This is a genomic window from Bacillota bacterium (assembly GCA_040757085.1).
In the GTDB taxonomy this organism is placed as follows: Bacteria; Bacillota; Sulfobacillia; order JACIYH01; family JACIYH01; genus JACIYH01.
This window is the reverse complement of record JBFLXJ010000024.1, coordinates 49,058-75,579: the sequence shown is the minus strand read 5'-3', so window position 1 is coordinate 75,579 and position 26,522 is coordinate 49,058. Positions and strand designations below refer to the sequence as shown.

Annotated in this window: 30 protein-coding genes; 20 read left to right on the top strand and 10 right to left on the bottom strand. The window is 66.7% G+C overall.

Annotated features, from left to right (window positions below):
* Window positions 1-12 precede the first annotated feature (12 nt).
* The 14 genes from AB1446_09895 to AB1446_09830 all read left to right on the top strand — a co-directional run bounded on the left by AB1446_09895 (window position 13) and on the right by AB1446_09830 (window position 11,342).
* Window positions 13-933 (top strand): ABC transporter ATP-binding protein, encoded by a 921-nt coding sequence (locus tag AB1446_09895; GenBank protein MEW6547209.1) that lies wholly within the window; start codon window positions 13-15, stop codon window positions 931-933.
* Complete coding sequence (locus AB1446_09890) at window positions 930-1,607, top strand: ABC-2 transporter permease (protein ID MEW6547208.1); 678 nt, start codon at window positions 930-932, stop codon at window positions 1,605-1,607. Before AB1446_09895 ends, AB1446_09890 begins: the two co-directional genes overlap by 4 nt.
* On the top strand, window positions 1,604-1,786 hold the full coding sequence (locus tag AB1446_09885) for a hypothetical protein (protein ID MEW6547207.1): 183 nt from the start codon (window positions 1,604-1,606) through the stop codon (window positions 1,784-1,786). The genes AB1446_09890 and AB1446_09885 overlap by 4 nt, the downstream gene beginning before the upstream one ends.
* 215 nt (window positions 1,787-2,001) lie before the next feature.
* Window positions 2,002-2,526, top strand: coding sequence for a hypothetical protein (locus tag AB1446_09880; GenBank protein MEW6547206.1), 525 nt, complete (start codon window positions 2,002-2,004; stop codon window positions 2,524-2,526).
* On the top strand, window positions 2,507-3,010 hold the full coding sequence (locus AB1446_09875) for a hypothetical protein (protein ID MEW6547205.1): 504 nt from the start codon (window positions 2,507-2,509) through the stop codon (window positions 3,008-3,010). The genes AB1446_09880 and AB1446_09875 overlap by 20 nt, the downstream gene beginning before the upstream one ends.
* A gap of 149 nt (window positions 3,011-3,159) precedes the next feature.
* Window positions 3,160-3,354, top strand: a complete 195-nt coding sequence (locus tag AB1446_09870) for a hypothetical protein (GenBank protein MEW6547204.1) — start codon at window positions 3,160-3,162, stop codon at window positions 3,352-3,354.
* 136 nt (window positions 3,355-3,490) lie between these two features.
* Entirely contained in the window at window positions 3,491-4,276 is a 786-nt protein-coding gene (locus AB1446_09865; protein ID MEW6547203.1) for an ABC transporter ATP-binding protein, read from the top strand.
* A gap of 5 nt (window positions 4,277-4,281) precedes the next feature.
* A complete protein-coding gene (locus AB1446_09860) occupies window positions 4,282-5,556 on the top strand; it encodes an ABC transporter permease (GenBank protein MEW6547202.1) in 1,275 nt (424 codons plus the stop codon).
* Between the two features lie 66 nt (window positions 5,557-5,622).
* Entirely contained in the window at window positions 5,623-6,840 is a 1,218-nt protein-coding gene (locus AB1446_09855; GenBank protein MEW6547201.1) for an ABC transporter permease, read from the top strand.
* 437 nt (window positions 6,841-7,277) lie between these two features.
* Window positions 7,278-7,841, top strand: a complete 564-nt coding sequence (locus AB1446_09850) for a GerMN domain-containing protein (protein MEW6547200.1) — start codon at window positions 7,278-7,280, stop codon at window positions 7,839-7,841.
* 15 nt (window positions 7,842-7,856) lie between these two features.
* On the top strand, window positions 7,857-8,102 hold the full coding sequence (locus AB1446_09845; protein ID MEW6547199.1) for a hypothetical protein: 246 nt from the start codon (window positions 7,857-7,859) through the stop codon (window positions 8,100-8,102).
* A gap of 22 nt (window positions 8,103-8,124) precedes the next feature.
* A complete protein-coding gene (locus AB1446_09840) occupies window positions 8,125-8,355 on the top strand; it encodes a hypothetical protein (protein MEW6547198.1) in 231 nt (76 codons plus the stop codon).
* Between the two features lie 83 nt (window positions 8,356-8,438).
* Window positions 8,439-9,407, top strand: coding sequence for a DUF4830 domain-containing protein (locus tag AB1446_09835; protein ID MEW6547197.1), 969 nt, complete (start codon window positions 8,439-8,441; stop codon window positions 9,405-9,407).
* A gap of 486 nt (window positions 9,408-9,893) precedes the next feature.
* Window positions 9,894-11,342 (top strand): hypothetical protein, encoded by a 1,449-nt coding sequence (locus tag AB1446_09830; protein MEW6547196.1) that lies wholly within the window; start codon window positions 9,894-9,896, stop codon window positions 11,340-11,342.
* Here AB1446_09830 and AB1446_09825 read toward each other — a convergent pair.
* Both AB1446_09825 and AB1446_09820 read right to left on the bottom strand, forming a co-directional pair.
* Complete coding sequence (locus tag AB1446_09825) at window positions 11,316-11,843, bottom strand: DUF5615 family PIN-like protein (protein ID MEW6547195.1); 528 nt, start codon at window positions 11,841-11,843, stop codon at window positions 11,316-11,318. The genes AB1446_09830 and AB1446_09825 overlap by 27 nt on opposite strands.
* On the bottom strand, window positions 11,843-12,130 hold the full coding sequence (locus tag AB1446_09820) for a DUF433 domain-containing protein (GenBank protein MEW6547194.1): 288 nt from the start codon (window positions 12,128-12,130) through the stop codon (window positions 11,843-11,845). The genes AB1446_09825 and AB1446_09820 overlap by 1 nt, the downstream gene beginning before the upstream one ends.
* Before the next feature lie 567 nt (window positions 12,131-12,697).
* On the opposite strand from AB1446_09820, the gene AB1446_09815 reads away from it, so the two are divergent.
* Together AB1446_09815 and AB1446_09810 are read left to right on the top strand one after the other, a co-directional pair.
* Window positions 12,698-13,039, top strand: a complete 342-nt coding sequence (locus AB1446_09815) for an MBL fold metallo-hydrolase (protein ID MEW6547193.1) — start codon at window positions 12,698-12,700, stop codon at window positions 13,037-13,039.
* Window positions 12,970-13,173: an MBL fold metallo-hydrolase gene (locus AB1446_09810; protein ID MEW6547192.1), complete on the top strand. Its 204-nt coding sequence runs from the start codon at window positions 12,970-12,972 to the stop codon at window positions 13,171-13,173. The genes AB1446_09815 and AB1446_09810 overlap by 70 nt, the downstream gene beginning before the upstream one ends.
* A gap of 373 nt (window positions 13,174-13,546) precedes the next feature.
* On the opposite strand, the gene arsN2 is transcribed toward AB1446_09810, so the two are convergent.
* Together arsN2 and AB1446_09800 are read right to left on the bottom strand one after the other, a co-directional pair.
* Window positions 13,547-14,752: an arsenic resistance N-acetyltransferase ArsN2 gene (arsN2, locus tag AB1446_09805; protein ID MEW6547191.1), complete on the bottom strand. Its 1,206-nt coding sequence runs from the start codon at window positions 14,750-14,752 to the stop codon at window positions 13,547-13,549.
* Window positions 14,715-15,221 (bottom strand): MarR family transcriptional regulator, encoded by a 507-nt coding sequence (locus AB1446_09800; protein MEW6547190.1) that lies wholly within the window; start codon window positions 15,219-15,221, stop codon window positions 14,715-14,717. Before AB1446_09800 ends, arsN2 begins: the two co-directional genes overlap by 38 nt.
* Before the next feature lie 263 nt (window positions 15,222-15,484).
* Between AB1446_09800 and AB1446_09795 the strand changes: the two genes are divergently transcribed.
* Genes AB1446_09795 through AB1446_09785 form a run of 3 tightly spaced genes read left to right on the top strand, consistent with a single transcriptional unit; the run spans window position 15,485 to window position 19,661 of the window.
* Window positions 15,485-17,194 carry a spore germination protein gene (locus tag AB1446_09795; GenBank protein MEW6547189.1) on the top strand — a complete coding sequence of 570 codons (1,710 nt, stop codon included), beginning with the start codon at window positions 15,485-15,487 and terminating at the stop codon, window positions 17,192-17,194.
* Window positions 17,191-18,354, top strand: a complete 1,164-nt coding sequence (locus AB1446_09790; GenBank protein MEW6547188.1) for a GerAB/ArcD/ProY family transporter — start codon at window positions 17,191-17,193, stop codon at window positions 18,352-18,354. The genes AB1446_09795 and AB1446_09790 overlap by 4 nt, the downstream gene beginning before the upstream one ends.
* Complete coding sequence (locus tag AB1446_09785; GenBank protein ID MEW6547187.1) at window positions 18,351-19,661, top strand: Ger(x)C family spore germination protein; 1,311 nt, start codon at window positions 18,351-18,353, stop codon at window positions 19,659-19,661. Before AB1446_09790 ends, AB1446_09785 begins: the two co-directional genes overlap by 4 nt.
* A 252-nt stretch (window positions 19,662-19,913) precedes the next feature.
* On the opposite strand, the gene AB1446_09780 is transcribed toward AB1446_09785, so the two are convergent.
* The 4 genes from AB1446_09780 to AB1446_09765 form a co-directional block, all read right to left on the bottom strand.
* Entirely contained in the window at window positions 19,914-20,327 is a 414-nt protein-coding gene (locus AB1446_09780; GenBank protein ID MEW6547186.1) for a PIN domain-containing protein, read from the bottom strand.
* Window positions 20,320-20,511, bottom strand: coding sequence for a type II toxin-antitoxin system VapB family antitoxin (locus AB1446_09775; GenBank protein MEW6547185.1), 192 nt, complete (start codon window positions 20,509-20,511; stop codon window positions 20,320-20,322). Before AB1446_09775 ends, AB1446_09780 begins: the two co-directional genes overlap by 8 nt.
* A gap of 479 nt (window positions 20,512-20,990) precedes the next feature.
* On the bottom strand, window positions 20,991-22,574 hold the full coding sequence (locus tag AB1446_09770) for an N-acetylmuramoyl-L-alanine amidase (GenBank protein MEW6547184.1): 1,584 nt from the start codon (window positions 22,572-22,574) through the stop codon (window positions 20,991-20,993).
* A gap of 59 nt (window positions 22,575-22,633) precedes the next feature.
* Complete coding sequence (locus AB1446_09765) at window positions 22,634-24,142, bottom strand: aminotransferase class I/II-fold pyridoxal phosphate-dependent enzyme (protein ID MEW6547183.1); 1,509 nt, start codon at window positions 24,140-24,142, stop codon at window positions 22,634-22,636.
* 146 nt (window positions 24,143-24,288) lie between these two features.
* Here AB1446_09765 and pheA point away from each other — a divergent pair, with 146 nt between their 5' ends.
* Window positions 24,289-25,119 carry a prephenate dehydratase gene (gene pheA / locus AB1446_09760; GenBank protein MEW6547182.1) on the top strand — a complete coding sequence of 277 codons (831 nt, stop codon included), beginning with the start codon at window positions 24,289-24,291 and terminating at the stop codon, window positions 25,117-25,119.
* Here pheA and AB1446_09755 read toward each other — a convergent pair.
* Complete coding sequence (locus AB1446_09755) at window positions 25,080-25,508, bottom strand: PaaI family thioesterase (GenBank protein ID MEW6547181.1); 429 nt, start codon at window positions 25,506-25,508, stop codon at window positions 25,080-25,082. The two genes, pheA and AB1446_09755, sit on opposite strands and share 40 nt — an antisense overlap.
* A gap of 34 nt (window positions 25,509-25,542) precedes the next feature.
* Window positions 25,543-26,427 carry a serine hydrolase gene (locus tag AB1446_09750; GenBank protein ID MEW6547180.1) on the bottom strand — a complete coding sequence of 295 codons (885 nt, stop codon included), beginning with the start codon at window positions 26,425-26,427 and terminating at the stop codon, window positions 25,543-25,545.
* Window positions 26,428-26,522: the final 95 nt, after the last annotated feature.

Below are 26,522 nucleotides of genomic sequence, written 5' to 3'. Positions count from 1 at the left end.
AGGTTGGTGACGGTGAAGCAAGCGGACGGTCAGATCCTGTGGCTGGAAGGGGTGACGCGGGAGTTCCCGGGGTTCCGCCTGGACAGGGTGAGCTTCTCCCTGGAACCCGGATACGTCATGGGGTTCATCGGACCGAACGGAGCCGGCAAGACCACTACCGTGAAGCTCATCCTGAACCTGCTGCGGCCCCATTCGGGCACCATCCGGGTGTTCGGGCTGGACAGCAGGACCGACGAGGTCACCATCAAACAACAGGTGGGTTACCTGGGCGAGCGGGCACCCCTGCCCGAGACCGCCACCGCCGAATGGCTGGGGAGCTTCCTGGCCCGCTATTTCCCCACCTGGGATGCTTCCCTCTACCGCCGCTACCTCAAGCGCTTCGAAGTACCCCTGGGGAAACCGGCCCGCACCCTGTCGAAGGGGACGCGCACCAAGCTGGCCCTGGCCGCCGCCATGGCGCATCGCCCCCGGCTGCTCATCCTGGACGAACCCACGTCGGGCCTCGACCCGTTGATCCGTCACGAGGTGGTGGACGCCCTCCGCGACGTGGTGGCGGACGGGGATCGGTCCGTCCTCTTCTCCACCCACATCGTTTCCGACCTGGAATCCATCGCCGACTTCGTCACCGTTATCGACCGGGGGCGCATCGTGGCCTCCGAGCCGAGGGATCTGCTCGCGGAGCGGTGGAAGCGGGTCACCTTCCGGGTCCGCGAAGACGCTCCTCGGGAGGCACTCCGACGCCTCGAGGAACATTTCGTGGAGACCAGGTGGCAGGGGGTCCACTTCGTGGGCGTCACCGGGTCCTACGATGACGGGCTGGCCGCGGCCATCGCCAAACTCGCCGCGGGCCCGGTCGACACAGCCGCCCTGGGCCTGGAGGATGCCTTCCGCTACCTGGTTCGGGGCCACAACCGTGCAGGAGCACCGGCATGATCCCGCTTGTAGTCCTCGACATCACCAACCAAAAGCGCACCCTCGTCGGCCTCGCTGGCGGCGCGGTGCTGCTTTTGACGCTGCTGTCGCTCGCCATGGGGGAGCAGGCGGCGAACGGTATCCCCGTCCTGCTCATCGGGACGGCAGCGTGGGGGTTCGCCGAGCAGAATGCCTACCAGGACGAAAAGAGAGATATGTGGAGTTTCCTGCGCGCGCTTCCCCTACCGCCCCAGCATATCGTGGGGGCCAGGTACCTTTCCACCGCTTTGGTGACCCTTGCCTTCAGCGCACTCGCCGTCCTCCCCCTGTCGTGCCTCGCCGGAGGGACCTGGCCGGTGGCGGTTGGGCTGGGCGCGGGAGCCGGCCTGTCCTTCACCTCCCTCTTTAACGCCGTGCATTTTCGCTCCGGTTACCGGGCTGCATCCACCTGGTTCCGCTACGTCTTCTTCCTGATCTGCCTGTTGTCGCTACTTGGATGGGCACTGAAGGACAGGCCGGGGTACAGCCTCCTGGCTGCAGTCGTGGCCGGCGCCGCCGCCTGGCTCCGCATCCACGCCACAACAGCCGTGGCTTTAGTCGCTTGCTCCGTGCTGCTCTTGTACGCGGCCAGCTGGGCCTATTCTGCGTGGACATTCGCGCATAGGGAATTGCCGGGCGGGACCTGGATACCGTGAAGGTGTGGCTGCGGGATTCCGGAGAGTATCACGCTTTGCCGCTGAGGGACGTGGAGGCGGTGGTGGTGGCCGGGGCAGGGTTCCGGGCGGGGGTCCCGGTGTCACCCGAGCGCGGCTTGGCCAACAAGCCGCTGGACAGGAGGGTGCTGGAGGCCCTGGCGCGGTTGCTGGAAGAGTGACCTGGTGTTTTGTTGCGGGGGCGGAGTTCGGTGGGTAGCCTTTCGGAAAAGCACGGGTGGTGGGGTTGAACCGGCGTGACCGGGGAAGCGTTGTAGCCGCGAGGGCAGGTACATCCCCAGGAGGCTCCGGATGTGCAGCTGGCGGGGCTGGGAGGTGCCTCAGCCAGGCAGGCTGTCGGAGTGGAACCTGGTCTGCACGTGCCGGATGTGCCGTATTGGCGGCCGAAGTACCGGGACGGCCGGATGCGGGAGAAGGCGTTGCGGAAGAAGGAAGCGTGGGCCGGGTGAAGTCCGGCCCTGCTGCTTCCGCAGCCGGGCGTTCCGCAGCGCGGGTGCGTTCCGGGGCGTCTTGTTGTATGAAGGGTGCGGGGACTGGCGAAGTGAAGAGGCCTGTCGCAAGCGTAGTGGCAGGGGTGTTGGTGCTGGCGGCTTTGTGGATGGCGGGGTGCCGCGGTGGTGCTGAGGTGGGTTCGGGCGAACAGTTGCCCGGGGTCGTCTGGCCCCTCTGGCCCCCGGGTTTTGCGGGGTCCGCGGACTGCCCGCGCGAGCAGGTGTCGCGGTCCTGGTGTCTCGGCGGGAGCAGGTGGCTCCTCGAGCAGCAGAGCGGGTATGATGTGACGTACTGGGTGTGGGACTCCTCGTCCGGTGCGCTGGAGGTGGCGGTGCCGTTCGTGGAGACCGCGCGCTTTGCCCACCTTTCTCCGGGTGGTCCGGTGTTCGTTGCTCGGGGCGGCCGGTGATACCGGGGCGTATGATTTCCCTTACGAGCTGGTGTACGACCCGGAGGCGAGAGGCCTGACGCGGCGTCCGCTGTACCTGCCCTGCGACCGGCGGGTCGAGTTTGGCAAGGACAGCTGGCCGCAGGTGCTTGCTAAGGTGGGGTTTGACGAAAGCGGGGGTGTCGTTCGACTTCCGTCCGCGGGAGGGTGCTGTGCTGGCAGGGGGCACTGGCTGCCGCTCGTTGCCAGCTCGTACGATCGCGAAGCCCGGGAGTTGGTGCTGGTCTTCAGGCGGGTTGAGATGTCTGCCGGGACTGCGGGCGTGCTGCGTCCTGACTGTGCCGGGTGTCCCGTGGCTCGGGTGACCCTCCGTCCTGGAGGCGGGAACCTGGAGGCCAGGATCGCGCTTCGCTGGCCCGCATTGTCGCGGGCGGAAGTCCTGTCCCCGGGCGGGGAGGGCTATTCCAAGGAAGCAGGTTACCGGGGTGAAGCGTTCTGCGGTTGAGCCGGGTGGCGGGCATCGGCTCTTTTCCGGCAAGTCGCGGGCCTGAGCGGGGGATCAGTGTGCGGTTTTGCGCCTGGCACCCATTGAGAAGACGGTTTCCCACGGTCGTTTTCGCTCGGCGTGGCTCCTCGGGGGGTCGGGGTGCCGGGGTGGCAGGAACGGGAGCGCGGAGCGGGGAAGAAGAGCAGAGTGCCAGAATCCGGTGGCGTAAAGAGGGGGCACTGGCCAGCTGCCGTGGCAGCGGGTGGCGGGGTAGCCCGTGGCTGAGAGGGGAAGATGGGCGCGAGCTGCTGTGGGCGGTGGAGGAGTTCAGGCTGCTTGCTTTCCTGTGGCTGGATGAATGACAGCCAGGTCTTTGGCGTGCGGGACCGCGTCAGTCCGCCGGCGGTGCGCACGGGCTGGGAGCACCCAGGGGGCATTAGGCAGGACTTGGTTGGAAGGGTCTCGCATGGAGAAGACGACTCCGGGGGAGGGTGGACATTGGCTGGGGAAACCGGGCAGGCGCGGGAGCGCTGCGAAGTCTTTGTGGAAGTGCGCGAGTTGCGCAAGGTGTTCAACGGCATCACGGCGGTAGACGGGGTGAGCTTCACCATCGAGAGGGGCGAGATCTTCGGCCTGCTCGGACCCAATGGTGCGGGCAAGACCACTACCATCCGCATCATGGCGACCACCTTGCCCGCCACGTCGGGGGACGTCATCGTGGCGGGGCACTCCGTTCGCGGCGATCCTGCCGCCGTGCGCCGGCACATAGGGGTTTGCCCGCAGGAGCTGGCTCTCTACCAGGAGCTTTCCGCACTGGACAACCTGATGTTCTTCGGTCTGATGCAGGGCCTCACGCGGGCGGAAGCCAGGGCCCGGGCCATGGGGAACCTGGAGCTGGTGGGCCTCGCCGACCGGGCGCGCCACCGCGTGTCCAGGTTCTCGGGCGGCATGAAGCGGCGGGTAAATCTGGCCATCGCCCTTATGTCCCGCCCCGAACTGCTTTTCCTGGATGAACCGACGGTGGGCGTCGATCCCCAGTCCCGCAACCACATCTTCACAACCATCGAGGGCTTGCGCGAGCAGGGCATGACCATCCTCTACACAACCCACTACATGGAAGAGGCCGACCGCCTGTGCGACCGGGTGGCCATCATGGACGCCGGTCGCATCGTGGCCCTGGATACGCCCCGCAACCTGAAGGCTCGGCTTGGCGACCCGGAGGAGGTCACCCTGGAGGAGGTGTTCCTCCATCTCACCGGTCGCCGCCTCCGGGACGAGGGGTGACCGGCATGGGACGCGAGGACATGCAGGGCATGCAAGAGTACCGTGCAGTCGCAACGCGCCGTGCGCCAGCGGCGTGGGGCGGGGTGGGTGTCCGGCCGCTGGCGGTGGCCGGCAAGGAACTCAAGACTTACTTACTGGACGTCCAGGCCCTGTTCTTCAGCCTGGCCCTGCCCCTGATCCTGGTGGGGCTCATGGTGGCAACCTTTGGGGGCCAGGACCAGTTCCGCACCACCGCCCACGTGGTGAACCTGGACCGGGGAGAGGTAGGCGCCGACCTGGTGGCCCGGCTGGATGCCGCCCCCGGCATCGACGTGGAGCTGTTGGACGAAGGGACCGCTGCCCGTCGGCTCGACCGTTCCCAGATCCTGTACGCCATCGTGATCCCGCCGGGCTTCTCCGAGGACGTCAAGGCCGGTCGCCCGCCCGAGCTCATCATCCGCCGCCGGGGTACCGGTGGGCGGGAGGGGCAGATCGTGACCTCCTACGCCCTGGGCCTCGCCCGGGAAGTGGCGGGAGAGCGCCTGGTGGCCGGCCGGGTGGCAGAGGTCCTGGCCGGGATGGGGCGCCCGGTGGCCCGCGAGACCGTGGACGCCCGTGTGGCGGCGCTGTTCGCGGAGGCGCGGGTCGAGCCTCCGGTGGCGGTGGTCGAGGAGGCGGTGGGCGCGCGCGCCGAGCCGGTCACCATCTACTTGCCTGGCCTGGTGAGCATGTTCGCTCTCTTCAGCCTCACACTGGTATCGGTGGGCATCGTGGAGGAACGCAAGAACGGGACCCTGGAGCGCCTGATGACCACCCGCCTCACGAGGGGAGAATTGCTCACGGGCATGTGGTTGGGCTCCATCGGGCGCGGGCTGCTGCAGATCCTGTTCCTGTTCGGCGTGGCCTGGCCCATCTTCCGCATCTTCACACCTGTCTCCTTCGCCCGGGTGGTGGCTTTCTCCGCCCTGGTGGTGGTGTCCGCGGCGGGGATCGGCCTGGTCATCGCCGCCCTGGCCCGCACGGCGGAGCAGGCCAACTGGATCGCGGTGTTCTTCACCATGGTGATGACCACCCTGGGCGGCAGCTTCTTCGACGTGTCGGGTGCGCGGGGCGTGCTGGGGGTGGCCAGCCGCCTGACGTACAATTTCTGGGCCAACGACGGCATCCGGCGCCTCATCGCGCGCGGGGAGACCCTGGCCAGCCCCGCCGTCCTGACGGATATGGCGGTGCTGGCCGGCATCGCGGTGGCGAGCTGGGCGGTTGCCCTGGCCTTTTTCCGCGTGAGGGCCGACGAGCGATGAGGGCACAGCGGCCTTTCCGGCGGTGTCCGTGTGAGGGGCCACCCCCGGGTTGGGAGGTGACGCGACATGAGTAATGCGGGCCGGTTGCTGCGCCAGGCTGCCATCCTGGCCGCCAAGGATCTGAAGATGTTCCTCCTAGACCGGGGGTCCCTGCTGTTCGCGCTGGTTTTCCCGTTCGCCTTCGTGGTGATGTTCTCTCTCATGATGGGTCCGTCCTTCGGTGAGGACAAACCGGTGGTCGTGCACCTGGTCACCGCCGAGCCTGAGGGGAGCATCAGCCACCAGATCACCGAAGGCATGGCGGCGTCGGCGGAGGGCTTCCAGGTCCGCCGCCTTGCCCCTGAAGAGGCGCGCCGGGCCCTGCTTAAGCGAGAGATCGGTGGATATCTCTTCTTCCCGCCCGGGTTTTCGGAGGCGGTCATGCGGGGCCAGCCCACCCGGTTGACCGTCTACTATCACCCGGAAGCCGTCACCGCGCGCGCGGCCCTCACCTCCGTGGCCCGCGCCATCGCCACCGAAATCCGCTCCTACCAGGTGATGTACCGGGCCATCGCCGAACTGGCCGGCCCTGCCGGCACCGGGAGTGTGCCGGGCCAGGGCGCCGGTCCGCCCGGCGGATGGGGCCCCGGCCGGCCCGCCGACGCGCTGGGGGTGAGGGCCGTCTTCGAGCAGGTAGGCGAGATCGAGGCGGCTCGGCCGGTCGACTTCCTGGTGCCGGGATACCTCACCATGTTCGTGTTTTTCGCCCTGTCCTTCACGGGAGCGAGCCTGCTGGCGGAGCGGGAGAGTTACACCCTTGAGCGCCTGGTAGCCGCTTCGGCATCGCGGGGATCCATCCTGGCCGGGAAGATGGCGGGCGCCTTCCTGCGGGGGCTGGTGCAGGTGGTCATCTTCTGGGTGGCCGGCATCCTCGTTTTCCACGTCAGGATGGGGCATTACCCCGCGGCCGTGGTGCTCGTCTCGGTCCTTCTGACCGTGGTATCGGCCGCGGTGGGCGTCTTCCTGGCCACGGTGGCCAGGACGCGCAAGGGTGCTGCTTCCATGGCGGTGTTCATCTCGCTGGGCGCCGCCGCCCTGGGAGGGTGCTGGTGGCCGCTGTTCATCATGCCCCGGTGGTTGCAGAACCTGGCCCGCATCACCCCCCATGCCTGGGCGAACTCCGCCTTCAACAAGCTTATGCTGTTCGGTGCCACCCCTCAAGATGTGGTCCCCGAGCTGGGTGCCCTGGCCCTGTTCGCGGTGCTGTTCGGGGTGCTGGGCGTGTGGCGCTTCCGGCTCGAGTAGCCCTACCGCCACCACCGCACGGGGTGCTGTGTGCCCCAGGTGCAGTGCCGTCGTGTGCCGATCCCGTCCCGTTTGCGGTCAGGTGGTGGAAGAATCTTGGGCCTTCTGCCCTTACTGCGACACAGACTTGGGTCGGACGTAGTGGGAACCGGTGTTGCCGGCAGCTAGGAGCAGGCGTGCAACGGTTTTTAGGGCCGCAGTGTCTGGTGTACTGGGGCTACGCATGAAGGAGGCCGGGGTATGGTGAAGAGGTATGCTCCTGGTGTGGTGCTGGCCGCGGTCCTGGTGGTGGTCCTTGCCGGGTCTGCGGGGTGTGCGTGGCTCCGCGGCTCCGGGGTGGATCGCGCGGCGAAGTCGCGGCGAGTTCCACGGAAGCAGGGGGGTGCGCGAAGGTGCCGGTTGTGATCTACCTGATGCGGGAAGGCAGGCTGTAGCCGGTGGTGCGCGAGGTAGCCGTGCCTGAGGACGGGTGTCCTGCTGCGGCCCTGCAGCTTCTCGTGGCCGGTCCCACCCCGGCGGAGCAGGAGCAGGGCTTTGTGCCGGTTCTGCCGCCGGCCGCGAGAGTGCTGGGTGTCACCATCGAGAACGGGGTGGCGACGGCGGACTTCAGCCGGGAAGTGATCACCCGTTCTTCGGACGTGGCGTGCAGTTCCGCGGCCGAAGCGCTGGCGCTGAGCGCGGTGTACTTCACCCTGGTCCAGTTCCCCGGGGTCGAAAAGGTGAGGCTCCTGGTGGAAGGGAAGAGCCGGGGAATTGTGGACGGCCGGCTGATTGAGGACTTCTGGGGGCACATCGGCCTGCCGGAGCACCTGTCGGGAGACCTCGAGCTGGTGAACGTCCCCCAGCGGCAGGAAGTGGGCGGGACGGAACCCGGCGCGCACCGGTTTCGGCTGAAGGCGGTGAGGTGGGAGGGTCACCCCGGAGTGTTCCGGCTGGTGTTCGATCTGGAGGCCGCGGGCGGTACGTCTGCCCCGGCCGGTCCGGCCGTGGTGGCTCACTAGTCGCGGAGCTCGCGAGTGCTCAAGGTCATCTTGCAAGGCACGGAGGCGGCTGGTGTAGAGGGTCTGGAGGAGGGTGCCGTCACCCGGATCGGAGACTGGCGAGCGGTCAGCCTCGCTCGGGAAAGAGCGAAGCAGGGCGCGGCCTATTTCGCCCTGGCGCTTGAGCCCCCGCGAAACTACGGCTGGCGCGTGTCCGCGCTGGGCGACCCCTGCCGGGTCGTCGTGGATGTGTTCTCGTGCGGTCAGGTGAGGAGCCGGTGAGCCTTGAGCGGGGGGATGTCTGATGAGAGGGTTTGCCGCTCATGCCGTGAAGAAGTCGCTGGTGTGGCTCAGCGTGGTGGTGTTCCTGCTGGCGGGGGGCTGTGCCCTGCGATCCGATGCACCGCTGACTCCCGGGGAGCTGGCCGGAAGGGCGAAGGCGGTGGAGTGGGAGCTGGTGACGCGCTCCGGTGAGCGACTTCCCCAAGAAGGGTGGCCGACCCCCGGATCCTCTCCTGCCTGCTCGGGTATCTGAGGGAGGCCAGGGCGGGGTGGCCGCCCGGTAAGGAAAACTGGTCGGAGTACAAGCTATCCTTTGAGCTCCGGGGTGGCCGGAAGGTGCAGCTCAAGTACGTGGTCCGCAAGTTCTCCCGTTGCGACCCGGGCTACCTGGAGTTTCCTCAGGGCTGGTACGAGGTGCCGGGGCAGTTCAACATCCTGGTTGAGGCCCTGACAGGGTACCCTGACGCGTCCGGAGACGTGGATCCCCGGGACGCGGCGTTCCTCCGGCGGTACGGGTGGACTCCGGCTTTTCGCATCAACACGCTGAGCGTGAGTTTGCCTGCCGAGTTCCGGCACCGGCCCGGGGAATACCCTGTGGTCCTCTACTGGGCCTACAACAACGAGCTCAACCGGGACGTGGGATTGGACCTCACCCCTGTCCTGGGCCGGGCGGTGGAGGTCTGCCTGTACAAGGTGGCCGAGCCCCTGCCCGAGTTCATGCACCCGCGGCGGGAGGCGGGGCGGGCCGTCGTCGTCCGGTACGGGGGCGAGATCGTGGGCGTCTGGCTGGACGCAGGGTCTTGCGGCTTCGCGTGCTCCCTGGAGGGAAGGCGGTTTGAAGAGGCAACCGGGAAGACGTGGGAGGAGTGGATTGCCGACCTGGTCGACCCCGACGACCCGCTGGAGCGGGAACTTGCCCGCCTGTCTCCCGAGGGACTGATCAGGACGTACTTCGAGGCGGTGGACCGGGGGGACTTCGTGAGGGCACACGCCTGTGAGAGCCGCAGGCTGCTCACTTCTTATCTCTTCTGCGACATGGACAACAGGTACCTGTACAACCCCGGTTACCGGGACCACGACGTGGGCGGCCTGGCCAACATTACTGCGGCGCGGGTGCTGGCCATAGAGCGGCTTGAGGGCGCGGAGGTGTTGTGCCCGCCCGGGACCCTGCGGTACATGGTCAGTGTGGACCTGCAGGTGAAGGAGCTGGTGTGTTTTGAGAGCGGGCCGCAGGTGCGCTTCGTGCTGCTCCGCCGGGAGACTCCGGAGACGGGCTGGCGCATCGAAGCCATCGGGACGGGCTGAAGGGATGCTGAGCTGTCCTTCCGGAAAGGTGGCCGCGGGCGGGCTGCCTTTGAGGGCGAAGGGCGGATGGTTGCGCGGGTCACCAGGTCCGGGGGTTGTAACCGCGCCGCCCTTCTTGAGGACGTGAGGCGGTACGGTGATACCTGGCTGGCTCAGGCAGGGGCGTCCCGCGGCCGGCCTCCGGAGGTTTTGGTGGTCGCCAGTGCTCCCTGGCCGTTGCGCGGCGGGACCGGGTGGTCACCCCCCGGCGGCAAGCTGGTCTTCACCGTGCAGGGGTGCTAGCCCGGTCGTGGTTCGGGCCTGGTCGCTCACCGTCAAAGCGCTCGGGTACGCGGCAGCCGGCGGGCTCCTCGGGGCCGGCTGGGCGGGGGTGCGCCCGTTGAGGCGCCGCCCCGCCCGGTTTGGTCCCCGTTGACCCCGACCGCCGGTGCTATGTGCAGGCGCCACTCGTTTCGGCAGGAGTGTTTGGGATCGGGGAGGGGACCCGTGCGCAAGAGACTTCCGGCAGCCCTGATTAAGGCCGTTAAGGACTCGCTTCTTTTGCTCGTTATCCTGTACTTTACCCAGAGCATATGGCTCGTCCCGCTCCGTCTCATCCAGGGCGAGCACTGGCGGGTGTTCCCCGGCCGGGTAGTAGACATTGCTGCCTGTGATGGGGCGGTGGTGGTGGCGGGCGAGTCGGAAATCTGGGGATTTGACCGGGAGCTGCGTGCGCGCAGGTTCAAGGTTGACCTTGCCCGGACCTGGCCCGGGCCTCCTGTTCAGGGTATGGCCGCAGCGAAGTACTGGCCGGAGGACGGGCTGCTGTGCCTCGTCCTCAAGCGGGGCCGTGATCCCAGGGAGGCGGGATGGTCGGTCGCGGTGTTGGATACCCCTTCGGGGCGGCTGCTGTGGCACGTCGATCTACGCACCGATCCTTGCCAGGTGGAGCTCTTCCGTTCGCCGTCCGGATTCGTTCTCTTCGAGCTCGACCCTGACGACCTGCGGGCGACCTGGTACGACACCGAGGGAAGGCCTGTGGCGGTGCGCAGGCTCTTCGCCCGCTCTGACCGCAGGCGCTGGTACGAGGAGCGCGCCTGGGTGTTCGAGGATGTCGGCCGCTCGGGGTTCCTCGTGCTCGAGGGCAGGCAGGCCCTGCTCCTGGGGTACGGGGGAGAGGAGGTCGGGCGATGCCAGTTGCCCGTTCCCGCCCGCTTTGCGGCCCTGCTTGAGGACGGCCGGGTGCTTGTCTGCGGTCCGGCGGACGGCGGCATCGTACTGGTCTGGCTCGGCCCCGGGCTCGAGGCGAACCAGGCGGTCAGGCTGGCCCATCCCTCTTTGCGGTTCGTCTCTCCCGCAGGTATGGTGGCGGCACCGGGCGAAGTGTGGGTGGGCGCGTTCGGGTCCGACGAGGTTCCCATCGACAACCTCCTTCTGGCCATGCGCGACGAGGGTCGCTACGAGGGGAACGTCGTGGTTGATGACATGCGCACAGGGAAGATGTGCCGCATTCCGCTTCCTGCCTTTCTGTGGTACCGGCTTAACGAGCAGGGGGAAGTGCTGGGGTGCTACCGGGCAGAAGGCCTGGAGCGGGTGTACCGGAGACAGATACCTCCTCCTCTGGGGTGGCTGGCTTCCTCCTTCGGCGCCGTGCGCAGTCTTTCCCGCCGGGTGCAGGCGGTAGACGGCTTCCCGGGGTGGGAGGTGGATGTTTCCTACTCGCCCTTCCTCACTGGAGGTTGCAGCAACCTGGCCTACGTGGACGCCTCGGGGAGGGTGGTAGTGGGGCGCCGGTTCACCTCCACCAGGCTGGGGCCGGGAAGGTGGGTCGTTTCCCGCGGTCACTATTACCGGTTCCAGTTCTTCCGGTTCTTCAGTCTCGTGTACCATCTAGAGCTACCGTCGCCCCTCCGGGACGGGTCCGAGGCGTCAAGTCCGATGTGGGGCATGTGGTGATCGGTCGGGTGCCAGCTCGTTCTTAAGGCACCTTATCCGACGCTTGCGGGCCTTCGGTGGCGGGAACAGGGGTCCGCGAACCGTGGTTAACGCCGGCGGCCAGCGTCGGATAACAAAGGCGCGCTGCGCGGTTCTCGGATTTTGGCAGGTCCGGAAGTCGGTGAGCCACTGGACTCGGTCAGTGAAGGGTTCAGCCCCGGTTTGGGCAAGCAGGTGCAGGGTTAACCTAAGGAGCTCCTTGAAGGGCATTTGGGGCGCAAGGATGACGCCGGCGTGGGACCGCCGTGTGCGGGGGTATTCTTGCGCAAGGCGCATGTAGTCGCGGACGTTGTGCGTGAAAAGGACGCGGCCCTGGGACGTGGCGAAGTCGAGTTGCTCTGCGTCGGACCTGCCGATCATGCCGGCCTCTGCAGTGGTCAGGACATCGTACCCGCGATCGCGCAGTACTGCAGCCAGCAGTGGGTGCACATCTTCGTCGAGGTAAAGCCGGATGGTGGCCATCAGTTTCCTTCCTGCGAGTCAGGGGCTGAAGGCACCGTATTTGCGCGCATTTCCTGGTCGATTTCTTCTTTGTGGTCGTAGTAGTACGAGAGAGCGTCGTACACCTGGGCCAGCGTCAGGTGGGGGAATTCGCGGACGAGTTCTTCGGGGGTCATTCCCTGCCGCAGGACGTAGAAGACTACCGAACTGACGGGGAATCGGGTGCCGCGTATGATCGGGCGGCCACCGCAGCAACCGGGGACCCGGGTGATGTGGGGGTGGGCGACTTCGGGGTGCGGAAGGGCCAAGTTCGATCACCTCGCTCGTATTATACCAGGGCCTGGGCTAACGGTTGTGCTATATGCCGCTTCCAGGTAGCCCCGTTCATTTTGCTGCGCAGAACGGGCGTCGTCCGACCGTGTGCGCGCGGGAGGAACCTGCCGCGTGATCCACGGTTCGGATGCCAGTACGCTGAGTAGCCAGGTGAGCCCTGATCGTGGTACTTCTCGCTGTTGTGCCATGGCCGCAAGCGATGCGGGGGGCAAGTTTGCTCGGGTCCAGGGTCGATATTGGGTCGATGCGGGCTCCCGCCGCACCCCTGGTCAGGGACGGGTATCCTTTTGGGGCGGTGGGAGTTGCCCAATATGCTGGGTGGTGGTTGCCGCACCTTGCTGGGTTGCCGGGCAAGGCTGCCTGCGGCGGTTCAACTGGTCGGTTGAGTGGAGTCATGCCGACTACGGCGCCCTGCAACGGGAGCAGGGCCGGGGCGGCCTGCTGGCAAAGGAGTGGGCTCGGAGGGCGGCCTGGTTTGGGCCGACACGTGGTAGCAGCCCCTGCTTCTCAAACGGGAGGTCGTCGTTAGGGAGTTCGGGCCCGTGACCCAGTTTATTATGGGACGCCTTTTTGAAGGCAAGCCGGTTTACACGATGGCCTGTTGCTATGTAGACGGGCTTTTGATTGATACCGGTCCGGCGTACGTGGCCGAAGAGATATCAAGCGCTTTTGCTTCCTACCCCGTTCAGACCGTGGTGAACACCCACCACCATGAGGACCACATCGGTAACAACTTTATTCTGCAACAGCAGTTCGGTACCAGTCCTGTCCTTGCCCACCCGCTTGCCGTTCCGCGCATTAGCGGCCCGTCGACATGGACGGCCCGCCTGCGTTCCTACCAGCGTTTTGCCTGGGGGTACCCCCGCGGTCGGCCGCCGTGGTGATTCCTGACCGCCTTTACACCGGCCGCTACCGATTCGCAGTCCTCCACACACCCGGTCACAGCGACGACCACATTTGCCTGTTAGAACCCGACGAGGGATGGCTGTTCAGCGGCGATCTGTTCTTGTCCGAGTGAGTACAGGTGCTGCAATCAGGGAAGTGTTGCTCGGCGAGGAGAGCGTCTTATATCACCATACGGAGCGAGATTTCGGCAAAATCCACCTCATCAACTCTCTCCCAAAAATCTCTGCCCCGCTGGTGATTGAAGGATCGAGGCCGATGCGGGTGAGGCTTCCGGCGCAGCCAGCGCCATGTGCTTACCGATGGTATGGGTTTGGCAGTGCATGCTGGAACCGGCCTGGAGGGGTTGGTTCGGGCTACTTGCCCCTTTACGGTGGCTGGACCCTTTTGCCCCCTCCATTGTGGCCGTTGCAGGGCCCCGGTGAGTTGCAACCTGCTGGGAGCCGGCAGGACGTGGCTGCGTTGGGAGCCTGAGGGCGGTGTTCTGCTCAATAGACGCGCAAGTACATTGCGGTCGCAGACTGAGGACAGGCTTCCCGGAACTCGAGGGATTCCTTCACTTCCGGTGGTACCTCTCCGCGGGGAATGGCCTGGAAGCCCAGGGAAGCGAAGTATCTCTGGGCGCTGGTGGTGAGGAGGTAGACGGGAGTGCCGGGGGCGAGGCGGGAAAGCTGGGCCGTCACCAGGCGGCGTCCCAGCCCCTGGCGGCGCCAGGAGGGGAGCACCACCAGCGAGCGCAACAGGGCACTGGCAGAGTAGCGCTCGAGCCCCGCCACTCCCACCACCCTGCCCTCGGGGGTACAGGCCAGGAGGAACGACCCGAGGTGCTCCGACACGCCCGCGGTGGGCAAGCCCGCCGCCTGCAAGATGCGCAGCACGAGACCCAGGTCCTCGGACCGCGCTTCCCTCACCTCGACGGTGCCGCCCGGGGGCCCCGGTTTCCGGGCCGTGACCAGGGCGCTCGCCAGTGCTGCTGGCTGGCGGGAAGCGCAGCAGCAGGACGGCGTGGCAGGCGGAGCCTCTGGCCCCGTGCTGGGTTCAAGCCCGTCTGCCCCCCGGGCGGTACCCTGGGGACAGCACGAGGATAGGCCTGCCGGATCGAACGTCCCCAGTATCTGCAAGCGCACGTCTGTGAACCCGACCCTCTCAAACAGCAGCGGGTACTCCGTGGCTTCTAGTGCGCCCCCTATGCAGCAGGCCCAGGCTTCGGGGTCAGTCCGCAGCAGGGCTGGAGGCGGGCCCAGCCAGACCATGTCGGCCACGGCAACCCGGCCCCCGGGGCGGAGTACCCGCCAGATCTCTCTCATCACCCGCTCCTTGTCCGGGGACAGGTTGATCACGCAGTTGGACACCACCACATCGACGCAACCGTCTTCCAGAGGAATGGCCTCCATGCGTCCGACCAGGAAACGGGCGTTGGATGCCCCCGCCTTTCTTGCGTTCTCCTCGGCCACCTCCACCATGGACGGCAGGGCGTCCAGCCCAAACGCCGGGGCAGGGTTGACCAGCCGAGCCAGCTCGATCGTTTCCAGGCCGGGGCCGCTCCCTATGTCGAGCAGGACTTCCCCGGGGAAAAGCTGCACCAGCTCGGCCAGGCGGGCGCAGCCCAGTCCGCTTTCCTCCCCCGGTTCCCTTTCGCACGAGCGTGCGATCTCGTCATAGCGGGCCAGCACTGCCCGTTGTAGCTCCTCCATGGCACCGTCCTCCTTCAACGGATCCAAGGTAGCCCTCTTTTTCCAGGGCCTCTACCAGGTCTGCCAGTGCGGCGAGCACGAGCGGTCGCCGGTCCGGCGGCAGACGCTGCAGGAGTGCCCGCGAGCGCTCCAGCATGGCTTCCTGCACGCGCGACCAGAAGTGACGGCCTTCCGGCGTCAGCACCAGGCGTACCACCCTGCGGTCGGACGGATCTCCTTCTCTTCGCACCAGCCCGTTCTGCACCAGGGCATCTGCGATGCGCGTGACGGCGCTGGGATCGATACCGAGGCGGGCAGCCAGTTCGCCGGGCGTCAGTCCTTCTTGGGCCGCGACCTCGCCGAGGGCGTGGCACTGGGAAAGCGTGATCCCGCAGCAGGCGGCATCTCCGCGCTCCAGCAAACCGATGCCGCGGACCAACCTCCTCATGAGTTCCCGCAGCCGCAGGGCTGAGGCATTCGGTTCGTCCAATTCCGCACCTGCGGTAGGATGATACAGTCAAATATTGTGATGGTCAAGGAATTCTACCAGGCTCGCCCGTGGGAGTGCAGGGTGCGGCCGGGGCACCCTGTCCTCACGGCCGGCCGCGGTGCACGAAGCAGGAACTGAGCACGGATTCTCGCCCTGGGCTGGACCTTTCACGTACTGCTTCCTCCATATCCGGCCAGGGTGGGATACGGTGCCCAGGGAATGGCAAAACTAGCAAACGGGTCCTATCTAGAAGGTGTTGAGCCATGCGGTGGAGTCTGGGCATCACCTGGAAGTGGCTGGGGCGCATGTTGAGGAGAACCGCCGGGGGCAAGACGGGCGATGGTAGCCTGCACGACCGCGGCGCACGGGGACACGCGTCCAGCGTGAAAAGGAACGAACAGGGACTCCGGCGGCCGCTGCCCGAGGATCCGGCACCTGCTTCGATCGCGGAGGTGGAGCAGTGGCTGCGGGATGCCCTTGGTTCCCCGCCCGACCTGGTGACACGTAGCCTGCGCCCGGCAGTGGATCCCGACACCCGGATACTGATCGCCTATCTGTCGTCTCTGGTGCCCAAGGGGGTGGTCGCTCAGAGTGTGGTGAGTCCGCTCGTGGGCAACAAAACCGAGGAAGCAGAGAAAAGGTACCGGCGCTTGCGTTCCCCGTCCGAGCGGCTGGAATACCTCGGGGAAGCCCTGATTGAGACCGGAGAGTTACAGCAGGCCGGCAGCAGGCGCGCGGTACTGGAGGGCATCTGCCGTGGACAGACGGCCATTTTCCTGCAGGGGTCGGACAGGGTGCTCCTGGCGGGGACGCAGGCACCGCGCAGCCGGGGGATCGACGAGCCCACGCTGGAGGCATCGCTGCGGGGGCCCCACGATGGTCTGACCGAGGACCTGGAATCCAACCTGGCTCAGATCCGGCGGCGCCTCCCCCACCCCGACCTGCAGGTATTCACCCTGCAGGTAGGGGATATTTCGCGCACCCGGGTGGCGGTGGTATACCTGCAGAACTTGGCCCGGCCAGACGTCATACGGGAGATCGTGGAACGTCTCAGGGGCATCCGGATAGACGGGGTGCTCGACACCGGCTATCTGGAAGACCACATTATCGATGCCAGGTTACGCCTGTTTCCCGTGGTCCTGGTCACCGAACGACCGGACCGGGTGGTGGGGAACCTGCTGGAAGGCCGAGCGGCCATACTCGTCGACGGGAGCCCCTCCGCGCTGGTGGCACCGCTAAACATAGGTGTCCTGTTCCAGGCTGCCGACGACTACTACCTTCAGCCTGTAGTAGCCACTATGGCCCGCCTGATGAGGTTCATCGGCATCCAGGCGAGCTTAACTCTTCCCGCCCTGTATGTGGCTCTGGTCAGCTTCCACCAGGAACTCATCCCCACCACCTTCTTTGCCCGCGTTGCGGCTGGACGGGAGGGCATTCCCGTCAGCTCCCTGGGAGAAGCGCTCCTCATGGGGGGCGCCTTCGAAGTACTGCGGGAGGCCGGGTCGCGTCTGCCCCGGCAGGTGGGCCAGGCGGTGAGCGTGGTGGGAGCGGTGGTGGTGGGCGAGGCGGCCACGCGGGCCTCTCTCATAAGCCCGTTGATGCTGATCGTCACCGCAGTCACGGCCATCACCTCGTTCCTGGTTCCCTTCTACGCAGGGGCTGCCACCCTGTGGCTGCCGCGGGTCTTGTTTACCATTCTGGCGGGCATGTTTGGCCTGGTCGGCGTGAGCTGGGGGTTCATGGTGGGCCTCTATTACCTCTCGGCGCTTCGTTCGTTCGGTACGCCCTACCTTTCGCCCGTCGCCCCTCTTGTCGCCAGTGACTTAAAGGACTTCATGGTGCGGGTGCCCTGGTGGGTGATGGTGCGCAGGCCCAAGGAGCCGGGCGGCCTGCGCCCGCAGCGGAAGCCGTCACCCCAGCCGCCGGGCCCGGGCGCGCGCACGACGGGCGGGAAGACGGGGGAGCGGCGATGAAGGAAGTACGCATTTCTCCCGGACAGGCGGCATTACTCCTGTTCATCCTCATCTGGCCGCGCTATCTGCTCCTGGTGCCCTCCCTGGTGGCGGAGATGGCGGAACAGGATGCCTGGGTGGCCAATCTCATGGGCGGCTTCAACGGAGTAGCTGTGGTACTGCTGCTGCTGGCGGTAGCCAGCCTGGCCCCGGGGAAGGACCTGATAGAGGCAGCAGAGGAAGGTTTGGGAAAGGCAGGGGGTAAGTTGCTGGGCACCCTGCTGCTGGCCGTATTCCTCTTCATGACGTACACCACCCTGCGGGCGAGCAGCGCCTTCATCAAGGAAACCTTCCTCCGCGTGACTCCCCTGTGGGCCAACATGGTCCTGCTCGTGACCCAGGGGATTGGGGGTGCGTTCTACGGCACCGAACCGGTGGCGAGGGCCGGGGGAATAACCGTGGCGCTGCTCGTTGCGGGCCTCATCCCCAGCGTCGCGCTTCTTGTGGGCCAGTTCGACCCCCGCCTGCTGTTTCCCGTTTTTGCCCGCGGCCCTCTTCCCGCCCTGCGGGGCGCCCCCATTTCCGCCTTCCCTTTTGGGGAGGTGGTGGCGCTGGGCATGCTGCTGCCGGCTCTGGGCGGGACGCGGCGCTCGGGACCTTTGCTGGCAGGCCTGCTCATCACCTGGGTGGTGACGGGGGGCCTGCTCGCCGTGGATCAGGGGATCCTGGGATGGTACAACCTCTCCCGCATACCCTTTTCGTTCCTCGAGGGTCTGCGGGTGGTGCGGGTGCCCCCCCTGCTGGAACGAATCGAGGTGGCAGTCGCAACCATCTGGATGCTCGTCTCCTTCGCCAAAATCGCCCTCCTCTTCATCGTACAGGCGCGGGCTGCCGGGTGCATCCTGGGGCTTGGTGACCACCGTCCCCTGATCCCCCTGCTGGCCGCCCTGACCGCGGTATTCGCCCTCAACGTGCCCTCCCAGCGCACCGTGTACAGCCGGGTCCTGTTCTGGGGTGGCATCGTCTCCGCGGCTCTCCAGACGCTCCTGCCAGCCGTGGTGGTCCTGGGGCTTTTGTGGCGCCGCCGGCAGGTCACCGGTTCGGCGCGGTCAGGGCACACCCCCAGGTCCACGGGGCGACGGCATGCCTCCCCTGTGCGGGCAAGGAGGGCCCGGCCGTGAGCCTCCCCCGAGGCAAACTTGTTCCGCTGGCGTGCTTGGCCCTGGTATGTATGGTCCTCTCCGGCTGCTGGGATGCGGAAGACCCGGAGCGCACGGCCCATGTGGTGGCGATGGGCGTCGACCGGGGGAACACCCGCGCCCTGCGGGTCACCTTCCAGATTATGGTGCCGCGCATGCTGGCAGGGGGTGCAGCAGCCGGGGCGGCAGGGGGCGGTGGGGGCGGCGAGGGCGGTGCCGATGCGCCGCGTGTGTGGGTGCGGGCGGTTGAGACCGACGCCGTAAGCGAAGGCTTCCATCTTCTGTGTGAATACCTGCCCCGCACGCCGGCGCTGTCCCACCTGCAGGCGGTGGTCATGTCGGAGCAGGTGGCTCGTGACAGGGGTGTCGCCAGCCTGTGGGACTTCCTGACCCGAGATGCACAGGCGCGCCGCGCCGCCCAGCTCATCGTTACCCCCGGCCGGGCGGAAGAGCTATTGCGTTTTCAGCCGCGGTTGGCTGATATCCCGGGGGCAGGCTTGGTCGCCCTGCTGGAACTGGCGGCTGACACCGGGGCCACCATCGCCACGCCTGCTGGCCGCTTCGGCCTCGCCCTGCACGCCGAGGGCATGCAGCCGGTGGCGGCAATGGTCGAAATCGTTCCCCCGGAAGCCCAGGCCTTACCCGGGGGGCAATCGGGGAGTCCCGACCGGGCGGGTGGCCAGGCCGGCGGCCGGACCACGGCGGCCCCGGGTACGGTTCCGCCCACCCCGGAGGTTCGCGCCGCGGGATTGGCGGTATTCAGGGGAGATCGCATGGTGGGTGCGCTTCCGCAGAACGAATCATTAGCCGTTTCGTTAACGCTGCGCAGGGCAAGGCGGCCACTCATCCGGGCCACCGCCCCCGACTCGGGGGCCCCGATCACGGCGCGCGTGCTGTCGTACCGCCCGGAAATCAAACTGATGACCGAAGGCGGCCAGTTGAGAGGGCAAACGCGCCTGCGTGTTGCGGCAGAACTCCGCGAAGAACTTACCCCCACCTACTTCATCGAGCCGGCCAGGCTCAAGCAGCTCGAACGAGCGCTGGCCACGGCGCTCACGCAGGACCTCGCCAGCGCGCTGCGCCGAACCCAGGAAATGGGAGCCGACGTGTTCGGCTTCGGCTGGTGGTTGTACCGGAAACGACCGCAACAGTGGTTTGCCGTGAGGGAGCACTGGGATAAGATTTACGGACGCTTGCCTGTGGACGTACAGGTCGAGGTCAAACTGCGCGCCGAGGGCCTGACCTCCAAGTCGCCACTTTTCCCGGGGACGCCGGGAGGCGACCGCTGAGGCAGATCGGGACGGCTCTTCAGGCTGACGGTCGAATCGCGGGTCCACTGCAGAGCCACTTTCACCGAGGTTGCGGGGGCGGTGGAAAGGCAGCGTGTCAGGGGGGCATGTAACTTACCCATCGGGCCGCAGACGAAAATCTGGCCACCCTGGGACAAACCCCGAGGGGAGGCACCAGAGGTGGCGCGGAGGGATTTCACTGTGCGCGACATCGGGGGCCGTGAGCTGGGGCGAAAGCCGAGGCGCTATTCCTCACGACACGAGAAAGTCGATGGTGCGTAGCGCCGGTTCGATTTCCCTGACCACCTCGAAGTGCTCGTCCCTGTGGGCCAGCACGCACGAGCCCTCCAGGGCCGACGCCGCGATCAAGAGATCCACCAGCGGCACCATGCGCCCCCGGCGGCGCAGTCTGAAGCCCAGGGAAGCTGCCCGCTCCCACACCTGGCCTCCCACCTCCAAGAGCGGCAGGGCGCCGAGTTTCTTCTTGAGCTCTTCGGACTGCCTCTCATCGCGCGCCCCTATCAGTAGCTCGGCCAGTACGGGCTGGGCTAGCACGACCGAGTCGCGGAGTATGGCTTGCTTCAGCCACGCCGCGATGTCCGACCGTCCGCCCGGCCGCAGGGCCTCGATCCAGAGGGAAGTGTCGGCCAGGAAGCGGTCAGCCATCGCGGCGCAGCTCCTCCAGCGCCCGGTCGTCGAGCGCGAGGTCGACGGTGCCCAGGGCGGCGGCGAGTTGCTCGAGGCGCTTCCTGCGGACGAACTCGGAGAGGGCCGCGTGGATCGTCTCCGTGAAGCTCTTGAACCCGGCCAGCTTCGCCGCTTCCTCCAACAGATTTCGGTCAACATACAGCGTGGTTTTCGTATGCCATCACTCCTGCATCCAAAATAACAGACCAACGGTAGGGCGTCAAGACAGACCCGCGCGCTCGCGACATGGTGCCCCTTGGACACGATCACCTGGATCGTGCTCCCCGCCTTCAACGAGGCCCGGGCCCTCTCTGGCCTCCTTCATGGCCTGCGGGCCTCTCCGCCGACCTGCCCGCCCTCCGGCTCCTCGTGGTGGACGCCGACGGGACAGTCGGGGCGCCCGTCGCCCTAGCACTGGCCCGCGCCGTCCTGCTTGGCGGCGCGGGGATCGCCGTGGCGTCCCCGTACGCCCCCGGGGCGAAGGCCGTCGGCGTGCTGCCCCTGCGGAGGGCCACCCAAGCCACGATCCTGCTCCGGCAGGGGGTGCACCCGAAGGTGGTGGCCGAACGGCTGGGCCATTCCCGGCTCCGCTGCCAGAATGCCCCAGGAGTGGTTGCGGGAAAGCCTTGATCCCCAACGGTTTCAGTGGTCGCGCCGCAGGGGTTTGAGCACGACTATCGGCGTGCACTGATCGTCGTTGCCGAAGGGGTTCTCCCGCAGGGCCTCGGTGAGGGCGGCCTCCGGGTAATCGCTCGTGGATCCCAGGATGTCCACACAACGGATGTCATTGACGTCGGCGACCAGGGCGTCTACCCCGGTGGCCCGCTTGATAGAATCCGCCACCTTCTGGGGGTCCCGGGGCCCCAGGACCACGTGGCGGTCATAGGGGGGCATGGTCCCCGCGATGTCGTCGATTTGGGCCAGGGCCTGCCCGGCCACCCGGAAGAAGTCGCCCCGCCGGCCCGCAGCTCTACCCAGGGCAGCGGCTAACCCGCCCACGAGGATACGGCCCAGCCCCACTTCGGAAATGGCCAGTTGCATGGCCTGAGGGGTACCCAGGCTCCCGTCGGGGTCGGGAAACTTGCTCAGCACGCGGGCGGCCAGGCCGGGCTTTACCTGGGAAGATACGATGGCACGTCCCTGGGTTACCGCCAGAGGGGACTCGGCCACGCAGATGACGTCACCTGGTTCCGCGATTCCCCGCGTGTAGCGGGCCACCACCTGGACCATGTCGTCCTGCTCGGATAGCACGTGGGTGCGCACGGGGATGGCAGAGAAGCAGACCTGCGGCACGACTCCCGCCCTGCGGGTCTCGGGAGGACGTGCCTGGGAAGCAGTCGAGAACAGGTAGTCTTTGATGCCGCGAGTGATGGCCTGGGCTGCCCGCGCCAGGAAGGTGGTGCTGCGCAGCCAGGCTTCGTCCAGCATGTTGCTGATGCACACCAGCTCCACGGTTACGGCCGGTACCGCCACCCGCGGGTCCGGAGGCCTGGCCTGGCGTACGCCCCGGCTGGGGAAGCCGGTACGTTCCAGGAGGCAATGGTGGATGTGGTGGGCGAGGTCGCGGCTCCCCGGGTGGGAGGTCCAGTAAAGGGTCCGCACCCCGCGCACGGTGGGGTCGCGCAGGCGGTCGGTATGCAGGCTGACCACTATCCGGGCCTGCCCTTCCCGGGCCGGCAGAAAGCGGTGGCTGGCCGGCACGTCGCGGTCGTCATGCCTGGTTACCAGGGGGTGGGCACCCCATGCCCGCAGTTCTCCGACCAGGTAGCGCGCCACTTTCAGGGTCACGTTCTTTTCGACCAGGTTGATGGGGCCCCGCCCCCCGGCATCTTTCCCCCCGTGGCCGGGGTCCACAAGTACCTTGACTCCACCCATAATTTGCCGGAGGAGAGAACGGTCAAACCAGCATAGCAGGCGAAACGGCCCGTCCCCCTCCAGGGCCAGGGTGGGGGCAGATGGGTGGTCCAGGTGGATGGCAGTTGTGATCGCACCATCGTGTGGGCCGACGGATACCTCGTGCACGAGACCGTCCAGGACGGGCAGGCGGGCCGGAGGGAAGTTGAGGGCCAGTCCTTCCACATGCAGTTCCAGTTCCAGGGGGCCCCGCGTCTCCAGATGCCACCGGGTGGGAGGCCGGGTGGATTCGAGCACGACGGCGGAAACCAGGGCCTGCCCGCTGGGGCTCGGTCTCACCGTGGTCCACATGTTGGTCAGGAGGGCCTCCACTTCCTCACCCCGGCTAATCTATATGCGACCGTGGGTTTCAGGAGGCTTTGGCGACACGGTTAGAGGACCCGCAGGTAGCGGAGATCGGGATCGGCGGGACCGGAGATGCGCAACCCTGCGGAGCGGATCGCCAGGAGGTAGTCGAGAACCTCGGGGGTGACCAGTTCGCCCGGACACAGCACCGGTATTCCCGGCGGATAGCAGGTGACCGTTTCGGCAGAGATCATACCGCGGGCATGCTCGAGCGACACCGGGCGGGAGGGCCGGAAGAAGGCCTCTCGGGGGAGCAGTTGGAGCGGGGGTACGGGCGGCAGAGGAGGTACCCGGACGGTATCAGGTGTGCCGCAGGAGGTGGGGGAATCCGGGGCGGAGTATGAGCCCGACGACGGATTGTGGCAGGCGCCTGCTTCCCGGGCCAAGGCTGCCAGGGCACCCAGGAGGTAGAGTACCTCCTCACGGGTGTTGCCGTATCCCACGATGAAGAGCAGGTTGTACAGGTCAGACATCTCCGCCTGGATGCCGTAACGGTAGCGCAGGATGTGCTCGGCTTCGGGACCGTTGATACCCAGGCCGGCGACATGCACGGTGACCTTGGTCAGGTCCAGGTCGTGGACGCCGGGCCTGCCCACGCGCTCCCGGCCGAAGGTGGCCAGGCCGGGGATGGCGGCCACTCCCTCGCGCAGCAGTGCGGCCAGGTGGAGAGCCTTCTCCCACAGGCGGTAGCCCTCTCTGGCCATTTGCGCGCGCGCGGCGTCCAGGGAGGCCATGAGCAGATACGAGGCGCTGGTGCTCTGCAGGATCCGGAGCACATACTGCATGCGGGTGACGTCCACCCGGTTGCCGCGCAGGTGGAGCATAGAGGCCTGGGTCAGGCCGGAGAGGATCTTGTGGATGCCCTGGGCGGCGGCGTCTGCCCCCGCCTCCAGGGCGGGGGTGGGGAGAGCGGGGTGAAAGCGGAAGTGAGGGCCATGGGCCTCGTCCACCAGCAGGGGGACGTCATAGCTGTGCGCGAGGGCGGCCAGGGCCTCCAGATCGCTGGTGACGCCGTAATAGGTGGGGCTGACCACCAGCACGGCCCGGGCCTCGGGATGGGTCTCGAGGGCGGCGGCGACCGCGTGGGCTTCCACGCCCATGCTGATGCCCAGTTCAGAGTCGAGTTCGGGCTGGACATAGATGGGGTGGGCACCCGACAGCACCAGCCCGGCCAGGGCAGACTTGTGGAGGTTGCGAGCGACGATGATCTTGTCTCCTGGGCCACAGGTGGCAAGGATCATGGCGTGGACGCCCGCCGAGGTGCCGTTTACCAGGAAGAAGGTATGGTCGGCTCCAAAGCACCGGGCAGCCAGTTCCTGGGTGATCTGCAGTACGCCGCCGGGCTGGTGGAGGTCGTCCAGGCCCAATACGCCGGTGGCGTCCAGCCGCATAGCCTCGCCCAGCCAATCCCGCAGGACATCCGGGCAGCCTTGGCCTCCCCGGTGTCCGGGCATGTGGAACCTGATCACACCTTGGCGCGCGTATTCTGTCAGGGCGTCCACCAGTGGTGTTGCGGTCAGGGTTAAGGTGTCCATGTACCCGCCTCCTTCCCCGGTCAGTATATGGAGCAGGGGCTGGCGACGGCCGCACGTGGCGGCGGTCCGGTTGACGAGTCCGGGCACTCCCCGCTATTCTGGGGAAAAGTCCGGACAGACGCATGGTTGGGGGTTTGTATCCACAAATGGTGAAAGTTGCGTTTCAGGGGGAACCCGGTGCTTTCAGCGAGGAAGCCATATGGCGCTATTGGGAGAGATGGGGTGAGCGGGAGGATCCCCATCCGCTGGCGTGTGCCACGGTGGAGGACGTTTTCCGGGCCGTGCAGGAGGGCAGAGCCGATCTGGGCGTAGTGCCGGTGGAGAACTCCTATGCCGGATCCATCAACGAGACCAGCGACCTGCTGCGCGGGTTCGCCCTGTATGTGCGGGGAGAAGTGATCCTCCCCGTCAGCCACTGCCTGCTGGCCCTGCCCGGTCAGCGCCTGGAAGAGATCAGGCGGGTTTACTCCCATCCCCAGGCCCTGGCCCAGTGCAGTAACTTTCTGCGCCGGCACGGGCTGGAAGCCGTAGCGGCCGCTGACACCGCAGGGAGCGCCCGTCACATCCGGGAGCGGGGACTGCGCGGGGCGGGGGCCATCGCCAGCAGCAGAGCGGCCTCCATATACGGCCTGGACGTGCTGGCCAGGGGGATCGAAGATCGCCCCGACAACCAGACCCGGTTCTTCGTCATCAGCCGGGAACCCCTGTGTTTCGCCGGGCCGGCCAAGACCACCCTGATCATGGGAACGGCCCACCGGCCGGGGGCGCTGTACTCTTGCCTGGGAGCGTTCGCCCGCCGCGGTATCAATCTCACCCGGCTGGAGTCCCGCCCTTCCCGGGCTCGTCCCTGGGAGTACATCTTCTATGTGGACTGCGAGGGCCATGTGGATGATCCCGCCCTCGCAGAGGCGCTGGCCGAACTGGGACAACTTGCCACCTACCTCAAGGTGTTGGGTTCCTTTCCCCCGGACAGGTAGGTGGCCGTGCCGACGGCCACCAGAGTCCCTTCGCCGTCCCTGATCTCGGCCATACCCACAGCCAGGGTGCGTCCGCGGTGCAGGAGGCGACCTTCTGCCACCAGCCTGCCTCCGGTAACGGGAGCCAGGTAGTTGATCTTCATCTCTACGGTGGGAGAGGGCCTGGTCACCTGACCCAGGTCACCGATCAGGGCGGTTCCCACGGCGCAATCCACCAGGGCAGCACACAGGCCTCCGTGGGCGGTGCCGTATACGTTCAGGTGCTGGTTCCCCACGTCCGCCTCCAGCCGCGAGCGGCCCGGTTCGATTTCTACCAGGCGGATGCCCATCAGCCTGTAGAACGGGGAGTCGTTAATCCTGTCTCTGAGTTCGTGCCGGGCCATTTCCATGCCAGAGCTTGCACCTCCGCATCCTGCACGGGAGTTACCGTCCCAGGGAGCGGTAGACCTGCTCCTGGTAGTCGTAGACCAGCCGGGAGATCTCGGATATCTTTCTGAACCCGGCCTCGATATCCTGCTGACCATCCGAGAGGATGCAGAGGATGTACGGGTGAGACGAGAATACGATGCCCACGTCGTTGGATACTCCCGTGATGTCGCCCTCTTTATGCGCCACCTGAATTCCGGGCGGCAACTGTCCGGGCAGGCCCACGTGCCAGATGGTGTGGGACAGGTCGTCGATCATTCTCCAGCCCAGTTCGGGGTTTTCCCGCGCCAGCCGCAGGATGGCCTGCAGGTAGATGGCCATATCCCGGGCGGTGGTGGGTTCCTCCCCGTTGATGTTGGGATGGGATGCACCCAGCGAGGCCATGAACCGCTTGATGTTCGAGGCTCCCAGGTGCCTGACCAGCATGGCCTTGGCCACGTTGTCGGAAAGGGTGATGGCCAGGTTTGACAGCACCCGCAGGGAGTAGGTGTCTCCCGGCCGGGCGAAGAACTGCAGGGCCCCGGCCCCGGTACGGTGGTCGGTAGCAGGCTGGTAGGCAACACGATCGCTCCAGCTTGCCCGGCCCTGTGCCACCAGATGGTTCACGTACAGCACGATGGGTACCTTCACCGTGCTGGCCTGGGGTATGGGCAGATCGGCGTTGATACCGAAGCTCTTGCCCGACTCCAGATCAAGGAAATACACGCCGTAGGTGGCCGGATCGCCGGCCAGGCAGGCCATGATCTGCGCCTTGAGGGGTTCGTACCCCGGGTGCCATGTATTCGCCGTCCAGCCCGGTGCCGCCAGCGGTGCCCCCGCGGCGGTGACCATGGCGACGGGAATCATGATCAGCAATATGCTGAATAGCACGCGCTTCCTCACAGCGTTCACCTCGATTCTGTCACATAAGTAACCCGGCGGCGAGCCGGGTTGTGCGAAAAAAATTGTATCATAACCAAACTTGATAAACAACGTCA